Below are 23,020 nucleotides of genomic sequence, written 5' to 3' on the forward strand. Positions count from 1 at the left end.
TGCAAATGACCGGTCGGGTGCGCAGGGAGGGGCTGCGCCTGCCATTGATCCGTCGGGAGCCCGCGATGCCGTGCCGCTCCGCCGCCATGCTTGGCGCGCGGGGGAGGATTGACCGATGAACATCGCAGCCGTCCGTCTGGACGACACCTACACCGCGTCCGGGGGCGCGGTGTATATGAGCGGCATGCAGGCGCTCGTCCGCCTGCCGATGGTGCAGATGCGCCGGGACCGCGCCGCCGGCCTGAACACCGCCGCCTTCGTGACCGGCTACCGCGGCTCGCCGCTTGGCGGCTACGACCAGCAACTTGTTCGCGCCAGGAAGCACCTCGATCCGCTCGACATCACGTTCCAGCCCGGCGTCAACGAGGAACTCGCCGCAACCGCGGTCTGGGGCACGCAGCAGGTCGGTCTGTCGCCGGGCGCCCGAAAGGACGGCGTACTGGGCATCTGGTACGGCAAGGGTCCGGGCGTCGACCGGTCGGGCGATGTCTTCAAGCACGGCAATGCCGCCGGGTCTGCGCCCCATGGTGGCGTGCTGTGCCTTGCCGGCGACGACCACACCTGCAAGTCGTCGACCGTGCCGCACCAGTCCGATCATGCCTTCGCCTCGGCGATCATCCCGTGTCTGTACCCGTCATCCATCCACGAATTTCTGGAGATCGGCCTGCTCGGCATCGCCATGTCGCGCTATTCGGGCCTCTGGGTCGGCATGAAATTCATTTCCGACACGGTGGAGACCACATCGGTGGTCGATTTGTCCGCAGAAAGCCGCCAGTTCGTCATTCCGGACTTCGGGCTGCCGCCCGGCGGTGTGAACCTCAGATGGCCCGACCCGCCGCTCGTCCAGGATCAGCGCCTGCAGGAGATCAAGCCCTATGCGGCGCTCGCCTTTGCGCGTGCCAACGGGGTCGACCAGATCACCATGGATTCGCCAAAGGCCCGGTTCGGCATTGCCGGCTCCGGCAAGGCTTATGAGGATGTCCGCCAGGCGCTGTTCGAACTGGGCATCGGCGATGACGAAGCCGCCCATATCGGCCTGAGGCTCTACAAGGTGCGGATGACCTGGCCGCTCGAACCCGAGGGCGTGCGCGAATTCTCCGAAGGTCTCGAAGAGGTCTTGGTTGTCGAAGAGCGCCGCGAGATCATCGAGAACCAGATCAAGATGCACCTTTTCAACTGGCGCGCCGATGTGCGCCCGCGCATCGTCGGCAAGTTCGACGAGCACGACCAGCCTTTCCTGTCGCTGTCCAAGGCGCTGTCGGTGGGTGCGGTGGCGCGCGGTATCGCCGACCGGGTGCTCAGGCTCGACGGCATCGATGACGGCCTGCGCGACCGGATCGGAGACCGGCTCGCCTATCTCGAAGAGCGCGAGCGTTTCGCCGAAAGCCATGTGCCGGCCGTCACGCGCCAGCCGCATTATTGCGCCGGCTGCCCGCACAACACCTCGACCAAGGTGCCCGAGGGCTCTCGCGCGCTGGCCGGGATCGGCTGCCACTACATGGTCCAGTGGATGGACCGGAACACCGAGACCTTCACCCAGATGGGCGGCGAGGGCGTGCCGTGGACGGCCATCGGCCGCTACACCGATGAAAAGCACGTCTTCGTCAATCTGGGCGACGGCACCTATTTCCACTCCGGCATTCTGGCGATCCGGCAGTCGGTGTCGGCGGGCGCCAACATCACCTACAAGCTGCTCTACAACGATGCCGTCGCCATGACCGGCGGCCAGCCGCTCGACGGCAGTCTGACCCCGCAGCAACTGACGCACCAGCTCCATCATGAAGGCGTCGGCTCGATTGTCCTGATGAGCGACAATATCGATGCCTACAGCGCGCCGGACTTGCCGCCGGGCACCGACATTCGCCATCGCGACGAGATCGACGCGGTGATGAAGGAACTGCGCGAGCAGTCCGGCGTGACGGCGATCGTCTATGTGCAGACCTGCGCGGCCGAAAAGCGCCGCCGCCGCAAGCGCGGGCAGATGGAAGACCCGGACATGCGCGTGCTGATCAACCCGGCCGTCTGCGAAGGTTGCGGCGACTGTTCGGTGCAGTCCAACTGCATCGCCATCGACCCGCTTGAAACGGAAATGGGCCGCAAGCGGACGATCAACCAGTCGGCCTGCAACAAGGATTTCTCCTGCGTCAAAGGCTTCTGCCCGTCCTTCGTGACGGTGCGCGGCGGCGAACTGCGCAAGAGCGCGCGCACCACGGCACCTGATGTTTCGGCGCTGCCCGTGCCCGACCTGCCCGAAATGACGCCAAGCTGGAACATCGCTGTGACCGGCGTCGGCGGCACCGGCGTTCTGACCATTGGCGGCATCATCGCCATGGCGGCCCGGCTCGAAAACGTCGCGCCGCTGGTGCTCGACATGGCGGGTCTCGCGCAGAAGGGCGGCGCGGTGATGAGCCATATCCGGCTGTCGGCCGGCGACAATCCGCGCAAGAGCCCGCGCATCGCGCCAGGCGGGGCCAACGTCCTGATCGCCGCCGACAGTGTGGTCGCCGCCTCGCGCGACGGCACCGTGCGCTGCGATCCCGAGCGCACCCATGCGGTGGTCAATGCCAGGCTGACGCCGGTCGCCGAATTCGTGCGCCAGCGCGATTTCGATTTCCGCAAACAGACGGTCGAGGACACGGTGCGCTCCGTCGTGCGGCCCGATGCCCACTTCCACGATTTCGGCAAGGCGGCGATGGCGGTCGCCGGCGACGAGATCGCCACCAACATCCTGATGGTCGGCTTTGCCTGGCAGAAGGGGCTGATCCCGCTGTCGGCCGATGCGATCGAGCAGGCGATCGCGATCAACGGCGTCGCCGTCGATGCCAACATCGACGCGTTCCGCTGGGGCCGCGTCATGGCGCACGATCCCGCCGCGATCGAGGCGATGGAAACCCGTGCCAACGGCTTCAAGCCGATGGCGGAGATGACGGCGGACGAACTGGTTCGCCATCGCGCCGCCCATCTGACCACCTATCAGAACGATGCGCTCGCCAAACGCTATCGCGACATGGTCGCGCGTGTCGCATCGGTTGCCGAGGACCGCCTGTCGCAGCCCGCCGACCGCGACGCGTTGGTGCGCGCCGTTGCCCATAACTATGCGAAGCTGCTCGCCTACAAGGACGAATATGAGGTGGCGCGGCTGTTTGCCGATCCGGCCTTCGACCGCTATCTGACGCAGACCTTCACCGGCGATTTCAGACTGTCCTTCAATCTGGCGCCGCCGCTGCTGCCCGGCGAGGACGCCGAGGGCCGGCCCAAAAAGCGCGAGTTCGGTCCCTGGATGCTGCGCGCCATGCGCCTACTGGCCCGGCTGAAGGGGTTGCGCGGCACCCGGCTCGATCCGTTCGGATACACCGCCGAGCGCCGTGCCGAGCGGGCGCTGATCGAACAATATGAGGCCGATGTGGAGTTGGCGCTCGCAAGGCTGGATGAGGCGCGGTTCGAGACGTTGCGCGATCTTCTGTCGGTGCCGGAGATGATCCGCGGCTTCGGCCCGGTCAAGGAGGAGGCGATGGAAAAGGCCGCAAACGAACGCCGGCGCCTGCACGCCGAGCTTGACAGGCCGCCCGAACAGGCGCGACTGGCCGAAGCGGCCGAGTAGCGCCAACGAGCAGGACGGGGAGGGGATATGTTTACGGCGACGATGAATTTCGCGCTCGGCGAGGAGATCGAGGCGCTGCGCGACATGGTGCATCGGTTTGCGCAGGAGCAGATCGCCCCGCGCGCTGCCGAGATCGATGCGACCAACCGGTTTCCTGCCGACCTGATGCCGAAACTGGGCGAATTGGGCCTGCATGGCATCACCGTGCCCGAGGCCGATGGCGGCGCGGGCATGGGCTATCTGGCCCATGTGATCGCGATGGAAGAGGTCAGCCGTGCTTCGGCGTCCCTGGCCCTGTCCTACGGCGCCCATTCCAACCTCTGCATCAACCAGATCGCCCGCAACGGCACTGACGCGCAGAAAGCGCGCTATCTGCCGGGCCTGATCTCCGGCGAACAGGTCGGCGCGCTGGCGATGAGCGAGCCGGGTTCGGGGTCCGATGTCGTCTCCATGAAGCTGCGCGCCGACAAGAGGAACGACCGCTACGTTCTGAACGGCAACAAGATGTGGATCACCAACGGTCCCGTCGCCGACACGCTGGTCGTTTACGCCAAGACCGATCCCGACGCCGGCCCGCGCGGCATCACGGCCTTTCTGATCGAAAAGCAGATGACCGGCTTTTCGACCGCCCAGAAGCTCGACAAGCTTGGCATGCGCGGCTCGGACACCTGCGAACTGGTGTTCGAGGATTGCGAAGTGCCGTTCGACAATGTGCTGGGCGAGGAGGGCCGCGGCGTCAACGTGCTGATGAGCGGCCTCGATTATGAGCGCATCGTTCTCGCCGGCGGCCCGCTTGGCATCATGGCGGCGGCGATGGACGTCGTCATGCCCTATGTGCACGAGCGCGAGCAGTTCGGCCAGCCGATCGGCGAGTTCCAGCTGATGCAGGGCAAGCTGGCCGACATGTATACGGTGATGAACGCCTGCCGCGCCTATGTCTACGCCGTCGCGCAGGCCGCCGACCGGGGCGAGACGACGCGCAAGGACGCCGCCGGCTGCATTCTCTATAGCGCTGAAAAGGCGACGCAAATCGCGCTGGAGGCGATTCAGTGCCTGGGCGGAAACGGCTATATCAACGAATACCCGACAGGACGCCTGCTGCGCGACGCCAAGCTCTACGAGATCGGCGCGGGCACGAGCGAAATCCGCCGCATGCTGATCGGCCGGGAACTGTTCGCGGAGACGCGGTAGTTGATAGTATTGTTACTATTGACAAATTGAATAGTAGAATGACATGATTTGCCTTGTTTGATGGAGATATGTCATGAGCCATGACTTGCGCATCGCGGCTGCCGGTCCCGAGCGGCCGGTTGACATCCTGAAGCGCCATTTGGACGCGCTGCCCTCCGAACAATTGCGCAAGGCGTTCGAGGACCTGCCGTCGGAGCGGCTGCGCAAGGCACTCGACGACTTGCCGGGCGGGCAGCTAAAGCGAACACTGGAGCAGATGGACGTGCCGCTGCCTTCCACCAAGTCGGACAAGATCAGGCTGTTGGCCGCGGCCGGCTATGCGACGGCCGATATCGCGCGCAGCCTGGGCATCCGTTACCAGCATGCCTATAACGTGCTGTCCGCCGACAGGGCCCAATCGGGCGCGGGTGATGCTGCCCCCGCGCCCGTCACGGCGACCATTGGCGCGTCCGGTCGTTTCGTAATCCCCGCCGAACTGCGCGAGCGGCTGGCGATAAGCGAGGGCGAGGAGGTGAGCCTTTCCATCGAGGACGGCGCGCTGGTGATGCGGACCCGGGCGGGCGAACTGGCCCGGGCACGCGCGATCGTGCGCCAATATGTGCCCGAAGGCGTAAGCCTGGTCGATGAGCTGATCGCGGATCGGCATGCGGACGCGGCGCGGGAAGGCGCCTGATGGCCATTGTGCTTGATGCGTCTGCGATCATTGCGCATCTGAACGACGAGCCCGGCGGCGCCCAGGTCGGCCAAATGCTGGACGGAGCGCTGGTTTCGACAATCAATCTCTGCGAAGTGGGCACTAAGCTGGCGGACAAGGGCGTGCCGGACGATGATCTTGAGGTGATCATGAATGCATTGCGCCTGTCGGTTATCGCCTTCGACCAGAGGCAAAGCCGGATCGCGGTCGCGCTGCGCGCGCCGACACGCTCAAGGGGCCTGTCGCTCGCCGACCGCGCCTGTCTGGCACTGGCCAAGGCAATGGACGCGACGGCGGTGACCGCTGACCGCGCATGGGCCGATCTGGACACCGACATCGCAATTGAGGTGATCCGGTGAGCAGTCTCCGCACCCAGACCGAACAGACCGCCGCCGAAGCCGCTCGCATCATGGCCGGCGGGTCCGAGGCGTCGCGCGAGCGGCATCTCAAGCGCGGCAAGCTGCTGCCGCGCGACCGCGTGCAGGGGCTTTTGGACCCCGGTGCACCGTTTCTCGAAATCGGGCTCTTTGCCGCGCGCGGCGTCTACGAGGACGACATTCCCGCCGCCGGCGTGATCGCGGGTGTCGGCAAGGTGTCGGGTCGCGACTGCATGATCGTCTGCAACGACGCGACGGTGAAGGGCGGCACGTATTTTCCGCTGACCGTCAAGAAGCATCTGCGTGCCCAGGAGATCGCCGCCGAGAACCGGCTGCCGTGCCTCTATCTGGTCGATTCCGGCGGCGCCAACCTGCCCAATCAGGACGAGGTGTTCCCGGATCGCGACCATTTCGGCCGCATCTTCTACAATCAGGCGCGGATGAGCGCGGCGGCCATACCCCAGATCGCCGTCGTGATGGGCTCGTGCACGGCGGGTGGCGCCTATGTGCCCGCGATGAGCGACCAGACGATCATCGTGCGCGAACAGGGCACGATCTTCCTGGCCGGCCCGCCGCTGGTCAAGGAAGCCACGGGCGAGGTGGTCGATGCCGAAACGCTCGGCGGCGGCGACACGCACACGCGGCTTTCCGGCGTTGCCGACTATCTGGCCGATGACGACCATCACGCGCTGGCGCTCGCCCGCCAGATCGTCGCCGGCCTCGGCCCGGCGCCGGAACCGAGTGTTGCGATCAGGCAAGCGAAAGCGCCTGCTTACGATCCGGACACCCTGTTCGACCTGATCCCCGACGACACCAAGACGCCCTATGATGTGCGCGATGTCATCGCCCGGATCGTCGATGGTTCCGATTTCGCCGAGTTCAAGCCGCGTTACGGCACGACGCTCGTTACCGGCTTCGCCCATATCGACGGCGTGCCGGTGGGGATCATCGCCAACAATGGCGTGCTGTTTTCGGAATCGTCGCTCAAGGGCGCGCATTTCATCGAACTGTGCTGCCAGCGGAAAATCCCGCTCCTGTTCCTGCAGAACATCACCGGCTTCATGGTCGGCTCGAAATATGAGGCCGGCGGCATCGCCAAGGACGGCGCCAAGCTGGTGCAGGCGGTCTCCACCGCCGCCGTGCCCAAGGTGACGGTGATCATCGGGGGGTCCTATGGCGCGGGCAATTACGGCATGTGCGGCCGCGCTTACGGCCCGCGCTTTTTGTGGATGTGGCCGAACGCGCGCATCGCCGTGATGGGCGGCGCGCAGGCGGCCGGCGTCCTGGCCACCGTCAAGCGCGCCGGCATCGAGGCAAAGGGGGCGACGTGGAGCGCGGATGAGGAAGCGGCGTTCAAGCAGCCGACGCTCGATCTGTTCGAGGAGCAATCGCATCCGTTCTACGCCTCGGCGCGGCTTTGGGATGATGGCATCATCGATCCGCGCACCACGCGCGACGTGGTGGCGCTGAGCTTGCGCGCCGCGCTTAACGCGCCGGTCGAAGAGACGCGCTTCGGCGTGTTCCGGATGTGACGCCATGATCACCCGTCTCCTCATCGCCAATCGCGGCGAGATCGCCTGCCGCGTGATCCGGACTGCCAAACGCTTGGGCATTACCACGGTCGCGGTCCATTCGGACGCGGATGCAGGCGCGCTGCATGTCGAAATGGCCGACGAAGCCGTGCGGATCGGACCGGCGCCGGCTGCTGAAAGCTATCTGGACATCGATGCGATCCTAAAGGCCGCCGAGACGACCTGCGCGGACGCGATCCATCCCGGCTACGGGTTCCTGTCCGAAAACCCGGCCTTCGTCGAAGCGGTCGAGGCGGCCGGGCTGGTCTTCGTCGGCCCGTCGGCGGATGCGATCCGCGCCATGGGCCTCAAGGATGCAGCAAAGGCGCTGATGGAAAAGGCCGGCGTGCCGGTGGTGCCGGGCTATCACGGCGACAGTCAGAACGCCGATTTCCTCGCCGGCGAAGCCGACCAGATCAGCTACCCGGTGCTGATCAAGGCGCGCGCGGGTGGTGGCGGCAAGGGCATGCGCAAGGTCGAGCGCGCCGGCGACTTCAAGAGCGCGCTCGAAAGCTGCCGGCGCGAGGCGCAGGGCGCCTTCGGCGACGATGCGGTGCTGATCGAAAAATATGTGACCGCGCCGCGGCATATCGAGGTGCAGGTGTTCGGTGACGCGCATGGCAATGTCGTGCACCTGTTCGAGCGCGATTGCTCGCTGCAGCGGCGCCACCAGAAGGTGATCGAGGAGGCGCCTGCGCCGGGCATGACCGAGGAGGTGCGCGCGGCGATGACGGGCGCGGCGGTGCGCGCCGCCAGGGCGATCGGATATCAGGGCGCCGGCACGGTCGAATTCATCGCCGACGGTTCGGGTCCGCTCCGGCCCGACGGGTTCTGGTTCATGGAGATGAACACGCGGCTGCAGGTCGAGCATCCGGTGACCGAGGCGATCACAGGCCTCGATCTGGTCGAGTGGCAGTTGCGAGTGGCGTCCGGCGAGCCGCTGCCCAGAGATCAGGACGAGATCGCCATATGCGGCCATGCCTTCGAGGCGCGGCTTTACGCCGAAGACCCGGCCAACGGTTTCCTGCCGCAGACCGGAACGCTCGCGCATCTGGCGTTCGGCGATGCACGCATCGACACCGGCGTCCGGTCGGGCGATGCCATCTCGCCCTTCTACGATCCGATGATCGCCAAGCTGATCACCCATTCGGGTTCGCGCGAACAGGCGCTTGGCCGGCTGCGACGGGCTCTCGCCGAGACCCATGTCGCCGGAACCATGACCAACCGCGCCTTTCTTCTGGCGCTGGCAAGCCATGACGGATTTGCCGCAGGCGAGCTGGATACCGGCCTGATCGACCGCGATGTGGATGCGCTGACCGCGAAACCGGAGACATCAGACATGGCGGTGGCTTTGGCAGCCATCGCCGCGCTCGATCTCGATCCGGCCGATCCGCGCCTGGGCTGGCGGCTCTGGGGCGAGGCCAGCCATCAGGTGCGGCTTCTGCAGGGCGATACCATGATCGGGCGCCGGCTGATCCTGCACGGGCACGGCAGCGTGACGCTGGAGGGCGAGACGCCGTTCCGGCTCGACAATCTGGTTCGCGACGCGACGACCATCGGCGGCAATTCGGGCAGCCGTGGCTTCGCCGCCGGTCTCGTGCGCTACCAAACCGCCGGCGCGACCCATGTCTCGGTTCTGCTCGGTGGCGCGTCGCATGATTTCACCGTGCCCGACCCGCTCACCGCGGGCGCCGATATGGCGGGCAGCGGCGACGCGGTGACCGCGCCGATGACCGGCATCGTGCGATTGATCGACGTCGACGTCGGGCAGGCGGTTTCGGCCGGCGACCGGCTGGCGGTGGTCGAAGCGATGAAGATGGAACATCCGCTGACCGCGCCGCGCGACGGCACCATTGCCGCGATCCATGGCGAACCGGGCAGCGCGGTGGAGGGCGGTGCCGTGCTGATCGCGCTTGAGCCGGACGAAGACTGATGCTGCCCGAAGCGGCAACATACGAGGAGTTGGCCGACCGGTTCCGCTGGGATGTGCCGGAGCGCTTCAACATGGGTGCGGCCTGCTGCGACCGCTGGGCGGAGGCCGATCCCGACCGGCCGGCCCTGATCCTCGACGATGAAGACCGCACGATCAGCTTTGGCGAACTGCGCGACATGTCGAACCGCATCGCCAATCTGCTCGCGGCCCAAGGCGTTTTGCATGGCGACCGTGTTGGCGTCCTGTTGCCGCAGGCGGTCGAGACCGCCGCCGGCCATATCGCCATCTACAAGATGGGCGCGATCGCCGTTCCGCTGTTCGTGCTGTTCGGCCCCGATGCGCTGGAGCATCGCATCGTCGATGCCGGCATCGGCCACGTGATCACGAACCGGGACGGGGCCGCCAAGCTGCGCGCCATGTCCAAGGGCGCGCAGGAGGGGCTGACGATCGCGACGATTGACGGCGCCCATGACGCTCTCGAAACCGTCGACCTGCATGCGTTGCTCGCCAGCCGGCCAGCCGGGTTCGATGTGGTCGACACGGCTGCCGGCGATCCGGCTTTGATCATCTACACGTCTGGCACGACGGGGGCGCCCAAGGGCGCGCTGCACGCCCACCGGGTGTTGCTCGGCCATCTGCCGGGTGTCGAGATGCACCATGAGTTCTTCCCGCAGCCCGGCGATGTGATCTGGACGCCGGCGGACTGGGCATGGATCGGCGGCCTGCTCGATGTGCTTCTGCCGGCGCTGTTTCACGGCGTGCCGGTGGTTGCGCGGCGCTTCGACAAGTTCACTGCCGAGGACGCCTTTGCGCTGATGGCGCGGCGCAAGGTCACCAACGCCTTCCTGCCGCCGACGGCGCTGAAGATGATGCGCGCGGCGTATCCCGAGGCGCCGCCGCGACGGCTGCATCTGCGCACGGTCGGCTCGGGTGGTGAGTCGCTTGGTGCCGAGCTTGTCGACTGGGGCCGGAGGGTGCTCGGCGTGACGATCAACGAGTTCTACGGCCAGACCGAATGCAATCTCGTGATTTCCTCGTGCGCGGCGCTGATGTCGCCGCGCCCGGGCGTGATCGGCCGGCCGGTGCCCGGGCATTCGGTCGCCATCCTGCGCGAGGATGGCACCGAATGCGCCGAAGGCGAGCAGGGGCTGATCGCCGTGCGCCGGCCCGATCCGGTCATGTTCCTGGAATACTGGAACAATCCTGATGCGACGGCTGAAAAGTTCATCGGCGACTGGCTGATCATGGGCGATGTCGGGGTGCGCGAGACGGGCGGCTGGATCCGCTTTGTCGGCCGCGACGACGATGTGATCACATCGGCCGGCTACCGAATCGGGCCGGGGAGCATCGAGGATTGCCTGATCCGCCATCGAGCCGTGCGCATGGCAGCCGCCATCGGCAAGCCTGATCCGGAACGCACCGAAATCGTCAAGGCCTATGTGGTGCTGGCCGAAGGATACGCGCTCGATGCGGCGCTGGAGGCCGGGTTGAAAGCGCACGTCAGGGACCGGCTTGCCGCGCACGAATATCCGCGCGAGATCGAGGCCGTCGACGAGCTGCCGGTGACGACCACGGGCAAGATCATGCGGCGTGTCCTGCGCGACAGGGCCGCACGGGAAGGATGAGGGGCCATGGCGCGCTACGAAACGATCAGGATTGAAACCGACGCGCGCGGCGTTGCCACGCTGACGCTCGACCGGCCCGACAAGCATAATGCGCTCAGTGCGCAGATGATCGCCGAACTGACCGAGGCCGGCAATGCACTTGCCGCCGATCCGGCGGCCCGCGTGGTCGTGCTCCGGTCGGAAGGTCCGACATTCTGCGCAGGCGGCGATCTGAACTGGATGCGCCAGCAGATGGAAAAGGACCGCGCCGGCAAGATGGAAGGCAGCCGCGCGCTGGCCGATATGCTGGCGACGCTGAACGGGCTTCCGAAGCCGCTCATCGCCCGTGTCCAGGGCAATGCCTTCGGCGGCGGCGTCGGCATGCTCTCGGTGTGCGACATCGCCATCGCCGTGCCCGAAATGCGCGTCGCACTCACCGAGTCCAAGCTGGGCCTGGCGCCGGCGACCATCGGACCGTTCGTCGTGCGCCGTCTGGGCGAGGGGTTTGCCCGCCAGATGCTGCTGGCCGGCCGGCCGTTCGATGCTGAGTTTGCGCTGCGCGCCGGCCTGATCGCCGAAATCTGCCCGGCCGAGACGCTTGATGAGGCCGTGGACCGGGCCGCGACCGCTGCGCTGATCGGTGCACCGGGCGCGATTGCCGACGCCAAGCAATTCTGCCTGACGTTCGAGCGGCTCGATCCGGCAACGCTCACCGAGGAGACGGCAGCGCTTCTGGCGGATCGCTGGGAGACGGAAGAGGCGGCCAAAGGCATCGCCGCCTTCTTTGCGCGCAAGCCGCCGCCCTGGGCGCCCGAAAGCTGAGCGTCAGCCTGCGGCCTTGGCGGCGGCGAGCCCGCGCTCAATGTCCGCCCGCAGGTCAATCTCGTCTTCCAGACCGATCTGCAAACGGATGACTTCGCCGCCATGGTCGCGCGCCGAGACAGTGCGATCCTTCAGATAGACGTGGGTGACGAGGCTCTCATAGCCGCCCCAGGAATAGCCCAGTCCGAAGAGTTCGAGTGCGTCGAGGAAGGCATGCGCCTGCGCTTCGGTTCCATCCTTGATGACGAACGAAAAGATGCCGCACGCGCCGCAGAAATCACGCTTCCAGAGGTCGTGACCGGGAAAGCTCTCGAGCGCGGGGTAGAGCACGTCGCCGACGATCGAGCCGGGCTCCTTGGCCATGTCTTCCAGCCAACGGGCGAGAGCCAGCGTCGTTTTCTGGTGCCGCTCCAGCCGGATGCCCATGGTCCTGAGGCCACGCAGAACGAGATAGGCGTCGTCCGGTGCGCCGCACGTGCCGAGCGCGACCTGCGTGTTGTAGAGCTGGCCCCACGTCGCCGCGTTGGCGCTGACCATACCCATGATCACGTCCGAATGGCCGCCGGGATATTTTGTCGCGGCATGGATCGAGATATCGACGCCATGGTCCAGCGGCTTGAAGAAGAGCGGCGTCGCCCACGTGTTGTCGATCATGGTGACGATGCCGCGCTCCTTGGCCGCGGCCGTCATGGCCGGCACGTCCTGGATCTCGAATGTGTTCGAGCCCGGCGCCTCCATGAAAACGACCTTGGTGTTGTCGCGGAACAGGGTCGCAATGTCGGCGCCGATTTCGGGCAGATAATATTCGACCTCGACGCCCATACGCGCGAGCATCGTGTCCGCAAAGCGCCGCGTCGGATAATAGACCGTATCGACGATCAGAACGTGATCGCCCGCCGACAGAAAGGCGAGCAGCGGCACGGTGACGGCTGCAAGACCGGAGGGGACGAGAATGGTGCCCGCGCTGCCTTCCAGCGCATTGACGGCCTCGCACAGCGCATCCGTCGTCGGGCTGCCATAGGTCGCGTAAGTATAGGGCTGGACGCGGCTTCGGCTTGTCGCGTCGGCATTGCGGACCTGTGTCGCCTTCATGGTCGCCGCGTCGGGGAACAGCACCGTCGAGCCATGCACGACCGGCGGGTTCACCCAGCCGAAATAGGCGTGCGGGTCGTTCCCCGAATGCGCCAATTGCGTGTTGATGCCGCGTTTGCCGCCCTTGCCGCCGCCTGCCATGGTCCGGTGATCTCCTTGTCTCGTTCAGCGCCCAGCGCCTAGGCGGTCGTCCCGCCGGCGTCAACCTCAACCGGCCGGCAGGCGACGCGTCGCATGGATGCCGGCACTTCGCCAGGTCTTGCGGTGGCCTCGCACGAAAGCCGCCGGAGGCACCCAAACCGGCTCTCAAAACGCTTTGACGTTAAGTTAACCGGCGACCAAACCGGCAGATAGTCCTTGACCGGTCTCGTTTTTTGGCCTTGTCTCACATGCGGGAAGGGAGGTGCCGTTCGCGTTCTGGCTGTGGCCGGAGCACGCGGTAAGTCGGCGCTCAAGCCCAAAGCAACTTGAGCAACCATGAGGAAAAACGATGACAAAAACTGTACTCACAGGTGTCCTGGGAGCCGCCGTGCTTGCGCTCGGCGCGTCGACCGCATCGGCGGCAACGCTCGATGATGTCAAGGCCAAGGGCTTCGTGCAGTGCGGCGTGAGCCAGGGTCTGCCGGGGTTTTCCAACCCTGACGCCGATGGCGAATGGAGCGGCATGGATGTCGATCTGTGCCGGGGCATCGCCGCGGCGATCTTCGGCGACGCCACCGCTGTGAAGTTCACGCCGCTGTCGGCCAAGGAGCGTTTCACCGCGCTGCAGTCGGGCGAAGTCGATGTTCTGTCGCGCAACACGACCTGGACGATGAGCCGCGACACGCAGCTCGGCCTGAACTTCGCCGGCGTCAACTATTATGACGGCCAGGGCTTCATGATCCGCACGGACATGAACATCAATTCGGCGCTCGAACTGTCCGGTGCCTCGATCTGCACCAACACGGGCACGACGACCGAGCTGAACGTGGCCGACTATTTCCGTGCCAACAACATGGAGTACGAGCTGGTCGCCTTCGAAAAGGCCGATGAGGTCGTCGCCGCCTATGACGCCGGACGCTGCGACGTCTACACGACCGACCAGTCGGGCCTTTATGCGCAGCGCCTCAAGCTGACCGATCCCGGCGCCCACAAGGTTCTGCCGGAAATCATCTCCAAGGAGCCGCTCGGTCCGGTTGTCCGTCAGGGCGACGACCAGTGGTTCAACATCGTCAAGTGGGTTCATTTCGCAACGCTGAACGCCGAGGAACTCGGTGTGACGATGGCCAATGTCGAGGAGATGAAGGAAAGCGACAATCCGTCGATCCGCCGCCTTCTCGGCACCGAGGGCGAGTTCGGCAGCGATATCGGTCTCGAAAACGACTGGGCCGCCAAGGCCATCGCCGCCGTCGGCAATTACGGCGAGATCTTCGACCGCAACGTCGGCCCGGACACCGAACTGGCGATCGGACGCGGCGTGAACGCACTGTGGTCGCAGGGCGGCCTGCAATACGCACCGCCGATCCGCTGAAGACCGGCTGAAAAAGGGCCCGGGCGGCATTCCGCCCGGGCACGTCCAGACGGCACGCACCAGCGGGATACGTCACGATCGTGACAGTGTGATCCCTGGGCCGCGTGGTCGATGGCGCCCGTTCAGGTCCCGACCGGTACCGACGACAAGAGCAAGGCAGGAGGTCGAATGGCTGTCACGGATATGGGGCGCGGGGTCGCCGATGCACCGCCCAAGGTGGCGCTGCTCAACAATCCCAAGTTTCGCAGCTGGCTGTTCCAGATCCTTTTGGGCGTGGCGGTCGCCTATCTCGTCTACTCGGGCTGGGTGAACATGAACGCCAACCTGCAGGCGGCCGGCGTCGCCTCGGGCTTCGGGTTCCTTGGCGAAAATGCCGGCTTCTCCGTTGCGCAGTCGCTGATCGACTATGACCAGGGCACATCATCCTATGGACGGGTCTATGTCGTTGGCGTCCTGAACACGCTCATCGTCGCCGTCGTCGGGATCGTTTTCGCGACCGTCATGGGCTTCCTGCTCGGCATCGCCCGGCTCTCCAACAACTGGATCGTCAGCCGCCTTGCCACCTCCTATGTCGAATTTGCCCGCAACGTCCCGCTGCTGCTGCAGATCTTCATCTGGTATTTCGGCGTCTTGCGGCTTCTGCCACAGCCGCGCGACAGCCTCGATTTCGGCCCGCTCGGCCTTCTGAACATTCGCGGCTATTTCGCGCCCAAGCCCGTCTGGGGCGATGGCTCGGCGTTCGTCCTTTACGCGCTCATCGCCGGCATCGTCATCGCGATCGGCGTATCGCGCTGGTCGTACCGGCGCCAGATGGCGACCGGTCAGCGCTTTCCGTCGCTCTGGGTCGGTCTTGGCGCCGCTGTCGGTCTTCCGCTTGTCGTGTTTCTTGCGCTTGGCGCGCCGCTCACCTGGGACATGCCTGTCCTGGGCGGGTTCCGGCCATCGGGCGGCATGACGGTCATCCCCGAATTCATCGCGCTGCTCGTCGCGCTATCGACCTACACGGCCGCCTTTATCGCCGAGATCGTGCGCGCGGGCATTCTCGGCGTCAGCAAGGGACAGTCCGAGGCTGCCCACGCACTGGGACTGCGGCAGGGGCAGAACCTGCGGCTTGTCGTCATCCCGCAGGCGCTGCGGATCATTATTCCGCCGCTCACCAGCCAATATCTCAACCTGACCAAGAATTCGTCGCTCGCGGTCGCGATCGCCTATCCCGAGCTGACGTCCGTGTTTGCCGGAACGGCACTGAACCAGACCGGTCAGGCGGTCGAGATCATCTCGATCACCATGCTGACCTATCTGACCTTCTCGCTGCTGACCTCGGCATTCATGAACTGGTACAATGCGCGCGTGGCGCTGGTGGAGCGCTGATATGATCGATCGAACCAATGTCACCGCTCCGCCCGAGAACGTCGGTCCCGCAACGGCGTTCGTCCGCGGCAAGATGCTGGCCGAGCAGGCCGCCCCTTCCGTCAGTCGCGGCCCCGTCGGCTGGATGCGCGAGCACCTGTTTCCGAGCGTCCCACAGACAATCCTCACGCTGGTCTGTATCTATGTGCTCTATCTGATCGTTCCGCCGATCGCCAATTTCATGGTCATCGATGCCGTCTGGTCGGGTACCGACCGGACCGCATGCGCGACCGAGGCGCAGGGCGGCGTTCAGCCCAATGGATGGTTCGGCGCGTGCTGGGCCTATGTCGGCGCCTACATGAACCAGTTCATCTATGGCCGCTATCCGGACGAGGAGCAGTGGCGGGTGAACATCGTCTGGCTGATGTTCTTCGGTGGGCTGATCCCGCTCCTGATGCCGTCGCTTCCGTTCAAGCGCGAGAACATCGCCTTCATGGTGCTGGCCTTCCCGGTGATCACGCTGATCCTGCTGACCGGCGGCAATTTCGATGTAATTGGCACCTATCTGCCGCTTGCCATCCTCGCCGTGCTGGCGCTGGCAGTGGCCTACGGCTTTGCCAGGGGATCGCAATCCGACCCGATGCCGGGGCTGAAGGCCACGGCGGTCATATTCGCCAGCCTGTTCGTGATCGTCGCGGTGCTCGGCATCGACTTCGGCCTCGAACGGGTGCGGACCGACGTCTGGGGCGGACTGCTCGTGACGATGGTGATTGCCGTCACCGGCATCGCCGCATCGCTGCCGATCGGCATCGCGCTGGCGCTAGGGCGCCGGTCCGACATGCCGATCGTCCGCTTCATCTGCATCGTCTTCATCGAGTTCTGGCGCGGCGTGCCGCTGATCACCGTCCTGTTCATGTCCTCGGTCATGCTGCCGCTGTTCCTGCCCGAGGGCGTGACCTTCGACAAGTTGCTCAGGGCGCTGATCGGCGTGGCGCTGTTCTCGTCGGCCTACATGGCCGAGGTGGTGCGCGGCGGGCTTCAGGCGCTGCCCAAGGGCCAGTATGAGGGCGCGATGGCGCTCGGTCTCAACTGGGGCCAGATGATGCGCATGATCATCCTGCCGCAGGCGCTCAAGCTGGTCATTCCCGGCATCGTCAATACCTTCATCGGCCTGTTCAAGGACACCACGCTGGTGCTGATCATCGGACTGTTCGACTTCCTTGGCATCATCCGGTCTTCGACGAGCGATGCGACGTGGGCGACGCCGGTACAGAGCATTACCGGTCTGATCTTCGCCTCGATCATCTATTTCATCTTCTGTTTCGGCATGTCCCGCTACTCCATGTACATGGAGCAGCGTCTCGACACGTCACACCGCAGCTAGGAGCCGCCTTCATGAGCGCAAACGCCGTCAAACCCGATGAAATCCATGTCGACCGGTCCAGGATGCAGGTGTCGGAGACCGATGTCGCCGTCGAGATCAACGACATGCACAAATGGTATGGCGAATTCCATGTCCTGCGCGACATCAATCTGAAGGTGATGCGCGGTGAGCGGATCGTCATTTGCGGCCCGTCCGGCTCGGGCAAGTCGACGCTCATCCGCTGCATCAATCGCCTGGAAGAACACCAGAAGGGCCAGATCGTCGTCGACGGGATCGAACTGACCAACGATCTGAAGAAGATCGACGAGGTGCGCCGCGAGGTCGGCATGGTGTTCCAGCACTTCAACCTGTTCCCGCATCTGACGATTCTCGAGAACTGCACGCTGGCGCCGATCTGGGTGCGCAAGATGCCCAAGAAGGAAGCCGAGGAGCGGGCAATGCATTTCCTGACGCGGGTCAAGATCCCCGAGCAGGCCCAGAAATACCCCGGCCAGCTCTCGGGCGGCCAGCAACAGCGCGTGGCGATCGCGCGCTCTCTGTGCATGAACCCGCGCATCATGCTGTTCGACGAGCCGACATCGGCGCTCGATCCGGAGATGATCAAGGAGGTGCTGGACACGATGGTCGGCCTTGCAGAGGAAGGCATGACCATGCTGTGCGTCACCCACGAGATGGGCTTCGCCCGCCAGGTGGCAAACCGCGTCATCTTCATGGACCAGGGCCAGATCGTCGAGCAGAACGAGCCCGATCCATTCTTCGACAATCCGCAGCACGAGCGGACAAAGGAATTCCTCAGCCAGATCCTGCACTGATCCGCGCGCAAGGCCGCCGGGCCGATGCGCCGCCTTGCCGCCGTCCTTGCGATCGTCCTCGCGCTGCCGGCACTCGCGCTCATGGCGGGCGCCGTACCGTTCCCCGCATCCGTGCCTGCCGGCGGCCCCGTGACGGCGGAGCAGCGCCACCGCATCTACGTCCTGTCGAACGGCTTTCATGCCGGCATCGCGCTGCCAGCCGATGCGATGCTGGCCGATGTTGATGGCGAGCGCGGGATCATGGCCGCGATCGGGCTCGATGAAGCCCATCACCCGGTCGATCCGGATGCCGTGCGGTACTGGCTGTTCGGCTGGGGGTCGCGCACCGCCTACACCAGCCTGCGCGAGGTGCGCGACCTGACAGTCGGCATCGCCGCTCGGGCACTCGCATTCGACGAAGCGGTGATGCATGTCCAGCCCCTCGGCGATCTCGGCACGCCGCGTCCGGGACTTTTTGCAATCGAGGTGACCGAAGACCAGCTTGCCATGCTGACCGGTTCGATCGCCCCGTGGTTTGCGGCCCATGAACCCTTTGCAGGCATCAGCCAGGGGTTCGGCGACCGTTTCTTTGCCGGCCATGGGCGCTTTTCGCCTTGGCACAGTTGCAATGCCTGGGCCGGACGGCGCTTGCGCGATGCGGGAATCGGCGTCGGTCACTGGACACCGTTGGCCCAGACGCTGGAGTTCGGACTGGCGCGCGTGGCCGTCGATCAGGCGCGATAGCCGTACAGCCAGTCGAGATCGGCGCGAAAGGCGCTCGCCGGCCGCATTCGGAAACTGAGATTGCGCGCGAGGCGCCCGATGCCGGCCTGATGATAGGTGAAGCGGTTGAAGGCTGTGCGCTGCGCGACACGGCGGACCCGTTCGGCCCGCGCGGCGTGAAAGGCCTTGAAGGCGTTGGTGAAATCGGTGCCTGCGTCGGCGATCGCCTTGGCGAGAACCTGCCCGTCCTCGATCGCCATGGCCGCGCCCTGCGCCGCGAACGGTTCCATTCCGTGTGCCGCATCGCCCAACAGGCAAATGCGGTCCGAGTGCCACTGGCCGTGCGGATCGACCGAATAAAGCGGCCATGCGGTCCACTCGGCATGATCGTTCAGATCGCCATAAGGTGTGCGGTCGAGCTTCTCGAATAGGTGTTCGAGCGTGTCGAGATCGACGCTTTCCGACCAGCTCGTCTTGCCGGTCGTTCCGCGAATGACGGCGACGAGATTGCGCGTTTCGGCGTTGCGCACCGGATAGGTGACCAGATGGGCATGCGGCGCCATCCAGGCAACCACCGCATTGGCCTGCGCTCCGGCCGGGGCGGGCACCACGGCGCGCATGGCGATGCGGCCCGTCGGCTGCGGCGTGCCTGCGCCGGCCACGGCATGCCGCAGGATCGACCAGATGCCGTCGGCGCCGATCACCGCCGGCGCGTTGAGTTCGGCACGGTCGCCGCCATGGGCCGCCGTTACCGTCACCGCATCGTCGCCTTCGGCCACGTCGACGATCCGGTGGCCGGCCAGCAGCGTGATCGAGGGGTGTGCCATTGCGGCATTGTAAAGAACGCCATGGAGCAGCGCCCGGTGGGCGGTCAGATAGGTGCCATCGTCGGCGCCGTCGCGGTTCACATCGAGGCTGAGCACGATCCGCCCGCTGACCGCATCGCCGAGGCAGATACGGTCGGGCACCGATGCCTTCTTCTTCAGTTCGTCCAGAACGCCAAGCGAATCGAGCACATGGCAGGCATTGGGCGGAACCTGCAGGCCGGCGCCGATCTCCGAGGGCGCTTCGAACGCTTCAACGATCGTCACCGCGCGACCGCGCTGCGCAAGGCCGAGGGCCGCGGTCAGCCCGCCAATGCCGGCACCCGCCACGAGAATGCCATCGAGCGCGTCGCCCATGTTCGCCATCGCCGGTTCCGCGCGTCAGGCTGCGTCGGCGGCAATGTCGAACGCGCAGCCCGCCGGCTCTGTCTGCCCCGCAGAAAGGCTGGCATCGTGCACATACAGCGTCGAGCAATAGGGGCAGACAATGTCATTGTCGTCGCCCATGTCGAGGAAAACGTGCGGGTGATCGTAAGGCGGCGTTGCGCCCACGCACATGAATTCCTTGACGCCGATCGCGATGCGGGTGTGCCCGGCATCATTGTGGAAATGGGGCGTTTTGCCACCGGCCATTGCGGGTCTCCGGTCTTGTGCCTCGGGATTGCGGCAGGGCGCAGCCCTTTCGCTGCACTGCAGAACTTGGTAGCCAGTCGCGCGGCGAATTTCCACCCGTCTTTCGCTCAATTGTCGATCGGTTGCGCAAGGAAGCCCTATGCCCCGTTTTCACAATGACGGTCTTGACCTCGCCTTCTTCGACGAAGGCCCGCGCGACGGCACGCCGGTGCTGCTGGTGCACGGCTTTGCGTCGAATAGAGCCGTCAACTGGATCGGGCCGGGCTGGGTCGAGACATTGACCGGCGCCGGCTATCGCGCGGTCGCGCTCGATAATCGCGGCCATGGCGACAGCGACAAGCCGCACGACACCGAGGCCTATACGCCGCAGAAAATGGCGGGCGACGCAATCGCGCTGCTCGATCATCTGGGCATCGGTGCGGCGCATCTGTTCGGCTATTCGATGGGCGCGCGCATCTGCGCGTTCGCCGCGCTCGATCATCCGGGCCGCGTGCGGCGCCTCATCTTCGGCGGTTTGGGCATCGGCATGGTCGAGGGCGTCGGAGACTGGGACCCTATCGCCGATGCGCTGCTCGCGCCGTCGCTTGACGATGTCACGCACGAACGCGGCCGCATGTTCCGCGCCTTTGCCGATGAGACCGGCAGCGACCGGCTGGCGCTGGCCGCCTGCATCCGCTCGTCGCGCACGCTTCTGACGCCCGACGAGATGGGCGCGATCGCCGCGCCGACGCTGATCGGCGTCGGCACGAAGGACGACATTGCCGGCGCGCCGCAGCCGCTGGCCGACATGATGCCGGACGCCCGTGCTCTCGACATCGAGCGCCGGGATCACATGCTCGCCGTCGGCGATCCGGCGTTCAAGCGAGCGGTTCACGCGTTCCTGGGCGAGGCCGGCGCGTCTTGAACCCGGCGCCGGCGGTTCCAAATGTGAGGGTTCTGGGCTAGGTTTGGCACCGACAATCGGCTTGGGAGAGCATCCATGTCCCGCGAAGCACCGCGCAATCAGGCGCCGGCGGTCAACCCCGTCGATCCGATCTGGCACCGCATCCGGCAGGAAGCTGCGGCGGCGGCGGACAGCGATCCGGCGATCGCGACCTTCTTCTTCACCAACGTGCTCAACCAGCCCGGTCTCGAACAGGCGGTCACGCACCGCATCGCCGAGCGGCTGGATCATCCCGATCTGCCGGCCGACCTTATCCGGCAGGCTTTCGATGCCATGCTGTCGGCGAACACCGATTTCGCCGAAGCGGTGCGGATCGATCTGCAGGCGGTGCATGACCGCGACCCGGCCTGCACGCGGCTGATCGAGCCCATGCTCTATTTCAAGGGCTTTCACGCCATCCAGACCCATCGCCTGGCCCATTGGCTGTGGAACGGCGGCCGCCGCGATTTTGCGCTCTATCTGCAGAGCCGTTCGTCCTCCGTGTTCCAGACCGACATCAATCCGGCCGCGCGCATCGGCAAGGGCATCTTCCTCGATCATGCCACCGGCCTGGTGGTCGGCGAGACGGCGACCATCGGCGACGATGTGTCGATCCTGCACTCGGTCACCCTGGGCGGCACCGGCAAGGAAGGCTCGGACCGCCACCCCAAGATCGGCCACGGCGTCCTGATCGGCGCGGGCGCCAAGATCCTCGGCAACATCAAGGTCGGCCATTGCTCCAAGGTGGCGGCCGGGTCGGTCGTCTTGTCGGACATTCCGCCGTGCAAGACGGTCGCGGGCGTGCCGGCCAAGGTCGTCGGCGAAAGCGGCTGCGCCGAACCCTCCCGCGCCATGGACCAGATGCTGGGCTGAGAATTGCCGCCGCCCCTTGAACGGGGCCGTACGGCGTGTATGTCAGGGCCAGCCGGCGGCAAAAGCCGGACACTCGAATCGATCCGGAGGCCTCCTTGAAAGCCAGCGAACTCGAACAGCTCACCGCCTATTTCCGGCGCACCTTCGGCAATGCCTCGCTGGCGGTGAAGGCGCGCCCCAAGCTGAGCGATTCGGCGGAACTCTATCTGGGCGAGGAGTTTCTGGGCATCATCTCGCGCATCGAGGATGAGGGCGAGGTCTCCTACGATTTGTCCATGTCGATCCTGGACATCGATCTGGAAGAATAGCGTTCCGGCCTATTCGGCGCGGACCTGAAGTCCGTGGAGAAACGCATCCAGCTCGGAGCGGAAACGCGCCCAGTCCGCAAGGAAATGGGCCGGAAAACGGATGCGCGCCTCAAGCGTCTCGCCGAAGAACAGGTCGGTCTCGCACGCCAGAAGCAGCGGTGCTGCCCCCGCCGCTGGTTCGTTGCAGCGGGCGATGAAGGCCGGCAGCGCCCCGCCATTGGCGGACGGCGCGAAATAGAGCGTTTCGTCGACATAGCCGTGCGCCGGGTCGAGGCGTAAGGCGGTCAGTCCGTGGACCGGGCGCGGCGCGGCGGATGCATCGGCGGCCTTTCCGTAGACCAATTCGAGCCGTCCGGCCATGTCGAGCAGCCATTGCCGCTTGGCGACCGAAATCAGGACGGTCTGTGTCGTTTCGGGATCGGTGTCCGAAAATGCGTCGGCATGGCTGAGGCGATAGCCCGCGCGTTCCGGCCAATAGAGCCGCAGATCGACACGGCCGGTCACGCCCGGAACGCGCTGGGCCTCGTGCCGGATCATGTTTTCGGGCACGTCCAGGACATCGTTGCCGATGACCAGCTGAATCGGTTCGGGCGATGTGCTCATGCTCGATTGCAGCAGCCGCGAGCCATAAAAATGGCCGGCAACGACCATAATGGCGGACAAGCCCGCAATGACGGCCAGAACCCGGAAAGCGGTCCATGCGGCGGCGGGCAGGCCGTTTGCGGCCGGATGGGGCGACGGTGAGGCGGCGGCTGTGTCATAGGCCGGTGTCATGGCGGGTCGGTGTCCGTATATGGCGCGCGGATTTTGGCATCGG

20 protein-coding genes are annotated in these 23,020 nt (G+C 65.6%); 16 read left to right on the top strand and 4 right to left on the bottom strand.

Going from position 1 to position 23,020, the window contains the following annotated elements:
• The first annotated feature begins 115 nt into the window (after window positions 1–115).
• The 8 genes from ACOQOU_RS00195 (at window position 116) to ACOQOU_RS00230 (ending at window position 11,793) form a co-directional block, all read left to right on the top strand.
• Window positions 116–3,601 carry an indolepyruvate ferredoxin oxidoreductase family protein gene (locus tag ACOQOU_RS00195; RefSeq protein WP_306026343.1) on the top strand — a complete coding sequence of 1,162 codons (3,486 nt, stop codon included), beginning with the start codon at window positions 116–118 and terminating at the stop codon, window positions 3,599–3,601.
• A gap of 27 nt (window positions 3,602–3,628) precedes the next feature.
• Window positions 3,629–4,792 carry an isovaleryl-CoA dehydrogenase gene (locus tag ACOQOU_RS00200; protein WP_306026344.1) on the top strand — a complete coding sequence of 388 codons (1,164 nt, stop codon included), beginning with the start codon at window positions 3,629–3,631 and terminating at the stop codon, window positions 4,790–4,792.
• 73 nt (window positions 4,793–4,865) lie between these two features.
• Window positions 4,866–5,465, top strand: coding sequence for an AbrB/MazE/SpoVT family DNA-binding domain-containing protein (locus tag ACOQOU_RS00205; RefSeq protein ID WP_306026345.1), 600 nt, complete (start codon window positions 4,866–4,868; stop codon window positions 5,463–5,465).
• Entirely contained in the window at window positions 5,465–5,845 is a 381-nt protein-coding gene (locus ACOQOU_RS00210; RefSeq protein WP_306026346.1) for a type II toxin-antitoxin system VapC family toxin, read from the top strand. The genes ACOQOU_RS00205 and ACOQOU_RS00210 overlap by 1 nt, the downstream gene beginning before the upstream one ends.
• Before the next feature lie 50 nt (window positions 5,846–5,895).
• A complete protein-coding gene (locus tag ACOQOU_RS00215) occupies window positions 5,896–7,395 on the top strand; it encodes a carboxyl transferase domain-containing protein (RefSeq protein ID WP_306026359.1) in 1,500 nt (499 codons plus the stop codon).
• A 4-nt stretch (window positions 7,396–7,399) separates the two neighbouring features.
• Window positions 7,400–9,367: an acetyl-CoA carboxylase biotin carboxylase subunit gene (locus ACOQOU_RS00220; protein ID WP_306026347.1), complete on the top strand. Its 1,968-nt coding sequence runs from the start codon at window positions 7,400–7,402 to the stop codon at window positions 9,365–9,367.
• A complete protein-coding gene (locus ACOQOU_RS00225; protein ID WP_306026348.1) occupies window positions 9,367–10,992 on the top strand; it encodes an acyl-CoA synthetase in 1,626 nt (541 codons plus the stop codon). Before ACOQOU_RS00220 ends, ACOQOU_RS00225 begins: the two co-directional genes overlap by 1 nt.
• A 6-nt stretch (window positions 10,993–10,998) precedes the next feature.
• The gene (locus tag ACOQOU_RS00230; RefSeq protein ID WP_306026349.1) at window positions 10,999–11,793 is read left to right on the top strand and encodes a crotonase/enoyl-CoA hydratase family protein; all 795 of its coding nucleotides are present in this window, start codon (window positions 10,999–11,001) and stop codon (window positions 11,791–11,793) included.
• 3 nt (window positions 11,794–11,796) lie between these two features.
• Here ACOQOU_RS00230 and ACOQOU_RS00235 read toward each other — a convergent pair whose 3' ends face one another.
• On the bottom strand, window positions 11,797–13,026 hold the full coding sequence (locus ACOQOU_RS00235) for a cystathionine beta-lyase (protein ID WP_109767943.1): 1,230 nt from the start codon (window positions 13,024–13,026) through the stop codon (window positions 11,797–11,799).
• Window positions 13,027–13,375: 349 nt separating this feature from the next.
• Here ACOQOU_RS00235 and ACOQOU_RS00240 point away from each other — a divergent pair, with 349 nt between their 5' ends.
• From ACOQOU_RS00240 to ACOQOU_RS00260, 5 genes are all read left to right on the top strand, one after another.
• Entirely contained in the window at window positions 13,376–14,395 is a 1,020-nt protein-coding gene (locus ACOQOU_RS00240) for an amino acid ABC transporter substrate-binding protein (protein ID WP_109767942.1), read from the top strand.
• A gap of 168 nt (window positions 14,396–14,563) precedes the next feature.
• Window positions 14,564–15,766: an amino acid ABC transporter permease gene (locus tag ACOQOU_RS00245; RefSeq protein WP_196780239.1), complete on the top strand. Its 1,203-nt coding sequence runs from the start codon at window positions 14,564–14,566 to the stop codon at window positions 15,764–15,766.
• A 1-nt stretch (window position 15,767) separates the two neighbouring features.
• Window positions 15,768–17,129 (top strand): amino acid ABC transporter permease, encoded by a 1,362-nt coding sequence (locus ACOQOU_RS00250; RefSeq protein WP_306026350.1) that lies wholly within the window; start codon window positions 15,768–15,770, stop codon window positions 17,127–17,129.
• A gap of 11 nt (window positions 17,130–17,140) precedes the next feature.
• Window positions 17,141–17,941 carry an amino acid ABC transporter ATP-binding protein gene (locus ACOQOU_RS00255; protein ID WP_109767941.1) on the top strand — a complete coding sequence of 267 codons (801 nt, stop codon included), beginning with the start codon at window positions 17,141–17,143 and terminating at the stop codon, window positions 17,939–17,941.
• Window positions 17,942–17,965: 24 nt separating this feature from the next.
• Complete coding sequence (locus tag ACOQOU_RS00260) at window positions 17,966–18,664, top strand: DUF2459 domain-containing protein (protein WP_306026351.1); 699 nt, start codon at window positions 17,966–17,968, stop codon at window positions 18,662–18,664.
• On the opposite strand, the gene ACOQOU_RS00265 is transcribed toward ACOQOU_RS00260, so the two are convergent.
• A complete protein-coding gene (locus ACOQOU_RS00265) occupies window positions 18,652–19,833 on the bottom strand; it encodes an FAD-dependent monooxygenase (protein ID WP_306026352.1) in 1,182 nt (393 codons plus the stop codon). The genes ACOQOU_RS00260 and ACOQOU_RS00265 overlap by 13 nt on opposite strands.
• 15 nt (window positions 19,834–19,848) lie before the next feature.
• On the bottom strand, window positions 19,849–20,100 hold the full coding sequence (locus ACOQOU_RS00270; protein ID WP_306026353.1) for a zinc-finger domain-containing protein: 252 nt from the start codon (window positions 20,098–20,100) through the stop codon (window positions 19,849–19,851).
• Between the two features lie 139 nt (window positions 20,101–20,239).
• Here ACOQOU_RS00270 and ACOQOU_RS00275 point away from each other — a divergent pair, with 139 nt between their 5' ends.
• The 3 genes from ACOQOU_RS00275 (at window position 20,240) to ACOQOU_RS00285 (ending at window position 22,203) form a co-directional block, all read left to right on the top strand.
• A complete protein-coding gene (locus ACOQOU_RS00275) occupies window positions 20,240–21,004 on the top strand; it encodes an alpha/beta fold hydrolase (RefSeq protein WP_306026354.1) in 765 nt (254 codons plus the stop codon).
• Between the two features lie 75 nt (window positions 21,005–21,079).
• Entirely contained in the window at window positions 21,080–21,895 is an 816-nt protein-coding gene (gene cysE / locus ACOQOU_RS00280) for a serine O-acetyltransferase (protein ID WP_306026355.1), read from the top strand.
• 95 nt (window positions 21,896–21,990) lie between these two features.
• Complete coding sequence (locus ACOQOU_RS00285) at window positions 21,991–22,203, top strand: DUF3126 family protein (RefSeq protein WP_109768033.1); 213 nt, start codon at window positions 21,991–21,993, stop codon at window positions 22,201–22,203.
• A gap of 9 nt (window positions 22,204–22,212) precedes the next feature.
• On the opposite strand, the gene ACOQOU_RS00290 is transcribed toward ACOQOU_RS00285, so the two are convergent.
• Complete coding sequence (locus tag ACOQOU_RS00290; RefSeq protein WP_306026356.1) at window positions 22,213–22,977, bottom strand: hypothetical protein; 765 nt, start codon at window positions 22,975–22,977, stop codon at window positions 22,213–22,215.
• Window positions 22,978–23,020 lie beyond the last annotated feature (43 nt).

The sequence above is a fragment of the Oceaniradius stylonematis genome (genome assembly GCF_965223445.1).
Lineage (GTDB): Bacteria > Pseudomonadota > Alphaproteobacteria > Rhizobiales > Rhizobiaceae > Roseitalea > Roseitalea stylonematis.

Excerpts from the sequence above, each read along its gene's own strand:
- ACOQOU_RS00205 (WP_306026345.1), top strand. The coding sequence starts at position 4,866 with ATGAGCCATGACTTGCGCATCGCGGCTGCCGGTCCCGAGCGGCCGGTT.
- ACOQOU_RS00245 (WP_196780239.1), top strand. The coding sequence starts at position 14,564 with ATGGCTGTCACGGATATGGGGCGCGGGGTCGCCGATGCACCGCCCAAG.
- ACOQOU_RS00235 (WP_109767943.1), bottom strand. The coding sequence starts at position 13,026 with ATGGCAGGCGGCGGCAAGGGCGGCAAACGCGGCATCAACACGCAATTG.
- ACOQOU_RS00240 (WP_109767942.1), top strand. The coding sequence starts at position 13,376 with ATGACAAAAACTGTACTCACAGGTGTCCTGGGAGCCGCCGTGCTTGCG.
- ACOQOU_RS00210 (WP_306026346.1), top strand. The coding sequence starts at position 5,465 with ATGGCCATTGTGCTTGATGCGTCTGCGATCATTGCGCATCTGAACGAC.
- ACOQOU_RS00260 (WP_306026351.1), top strand. The coding sequence starts at position 17,966 with ATGCGCCGCCTTGCCGCCGTCCTTGCGATCGTCCTCGCGCTGCCGGCA.
- ACOQOU_RS00290 (WP_306026356.1), bottom strand. The coding sequence starts at position 22,977 with ATGACACCGGCCTATGACACAGCCGCCGCCTCACCGTCGCCCCATCCG.
- ACOQOU_RS00200 (WP_306026344.1), top strand. The coding sequence starts at position 3,629 with ATGTTTACGGCGACGATGAATTTCGCGCTCGGCGAGGAGATCGAGGCG.
- ACOQOU_RS00275 (WP_306026354.1), top strand. The coding sequence starts at position 20,240 with ATGCCCCGTTTTCACAATGACGGTCTTGACCTCGCCTTCTTCGACGAA.
- ACOQOU_RS00220 (WP_306026347.1), top strand. The coding sequence starts at position 7,400 with ATGATCACCCGTCTCCTCATCGCCAATCGCGGCGAGATCGCCTGCCGC.
- ACOQOU_RS00195 (WP_306026343.1), top strand. The coding sequence starts at position 116 with ATGAACATCGCAGCCGTCCGTCTGGACGACACCTACACCGCGTCCGGG.
- cysE (WP_306026355.1), top strand. The coding sequence starts at position 21,080 with ATGTCCCGCGAAGCACCGCGCAATCAGGCGCCGGCGGTCAACCCCGTC.
- ACOQOU_RS00215 (WP_306026359.1), top strand. The coding sequence starts at position 5,896 with ATGGCCGGCGGGTCCGAGGCGTCGCGCGAGCGGCATCTCAAGCGCGGC.
- ACOQOU_RS00250 (WP_306026350.1), top strand. The coding sequence starts at position 15,768 with ATGATCGATCGAACCAATGTCACCGCTCCGCCCGAGAACGTCGGTCCC.
- ACOQOU_RS00270 (WP_306026353.1), bottom strand. The coding sequence starts at position 20,100 with ATGGCCGGTGGCAAAACGCCCCATTTCCACAATGATGCCGGGCACACC.
- ACOQOU_RS00225 (WP_306026348.1), top strand. The coding sequence starts at position 9,367 with ATGCTGCCCGAAGCGGCAACATACGAGGAGTTGGCCGACCGGTTCCGC.
- ACOQOU_RS00255 (WP_109767941.1), top strand. The coding sequence starts at position 17,141 with ATGAGCGCAAACGCCGTCAAACCCGATGAAATCCATGTCGACCGGTCC.
- ACOQOU_RS00265 (WP_306026352.1), bottom strand. The coding sequence starts at position 19,833 with ATGGCGAACATGGGCGACGCGCTCGATGGCATTCTCGTGGCGGGTGCC.
- ACOQOU_RS00230 (WP_306026349.1), top strand. The coding sequence starts at position 10,999 with ATGGCGCGCTACGAAACGATCAGGATTGAAACCGACGCGCGCGGCGTT.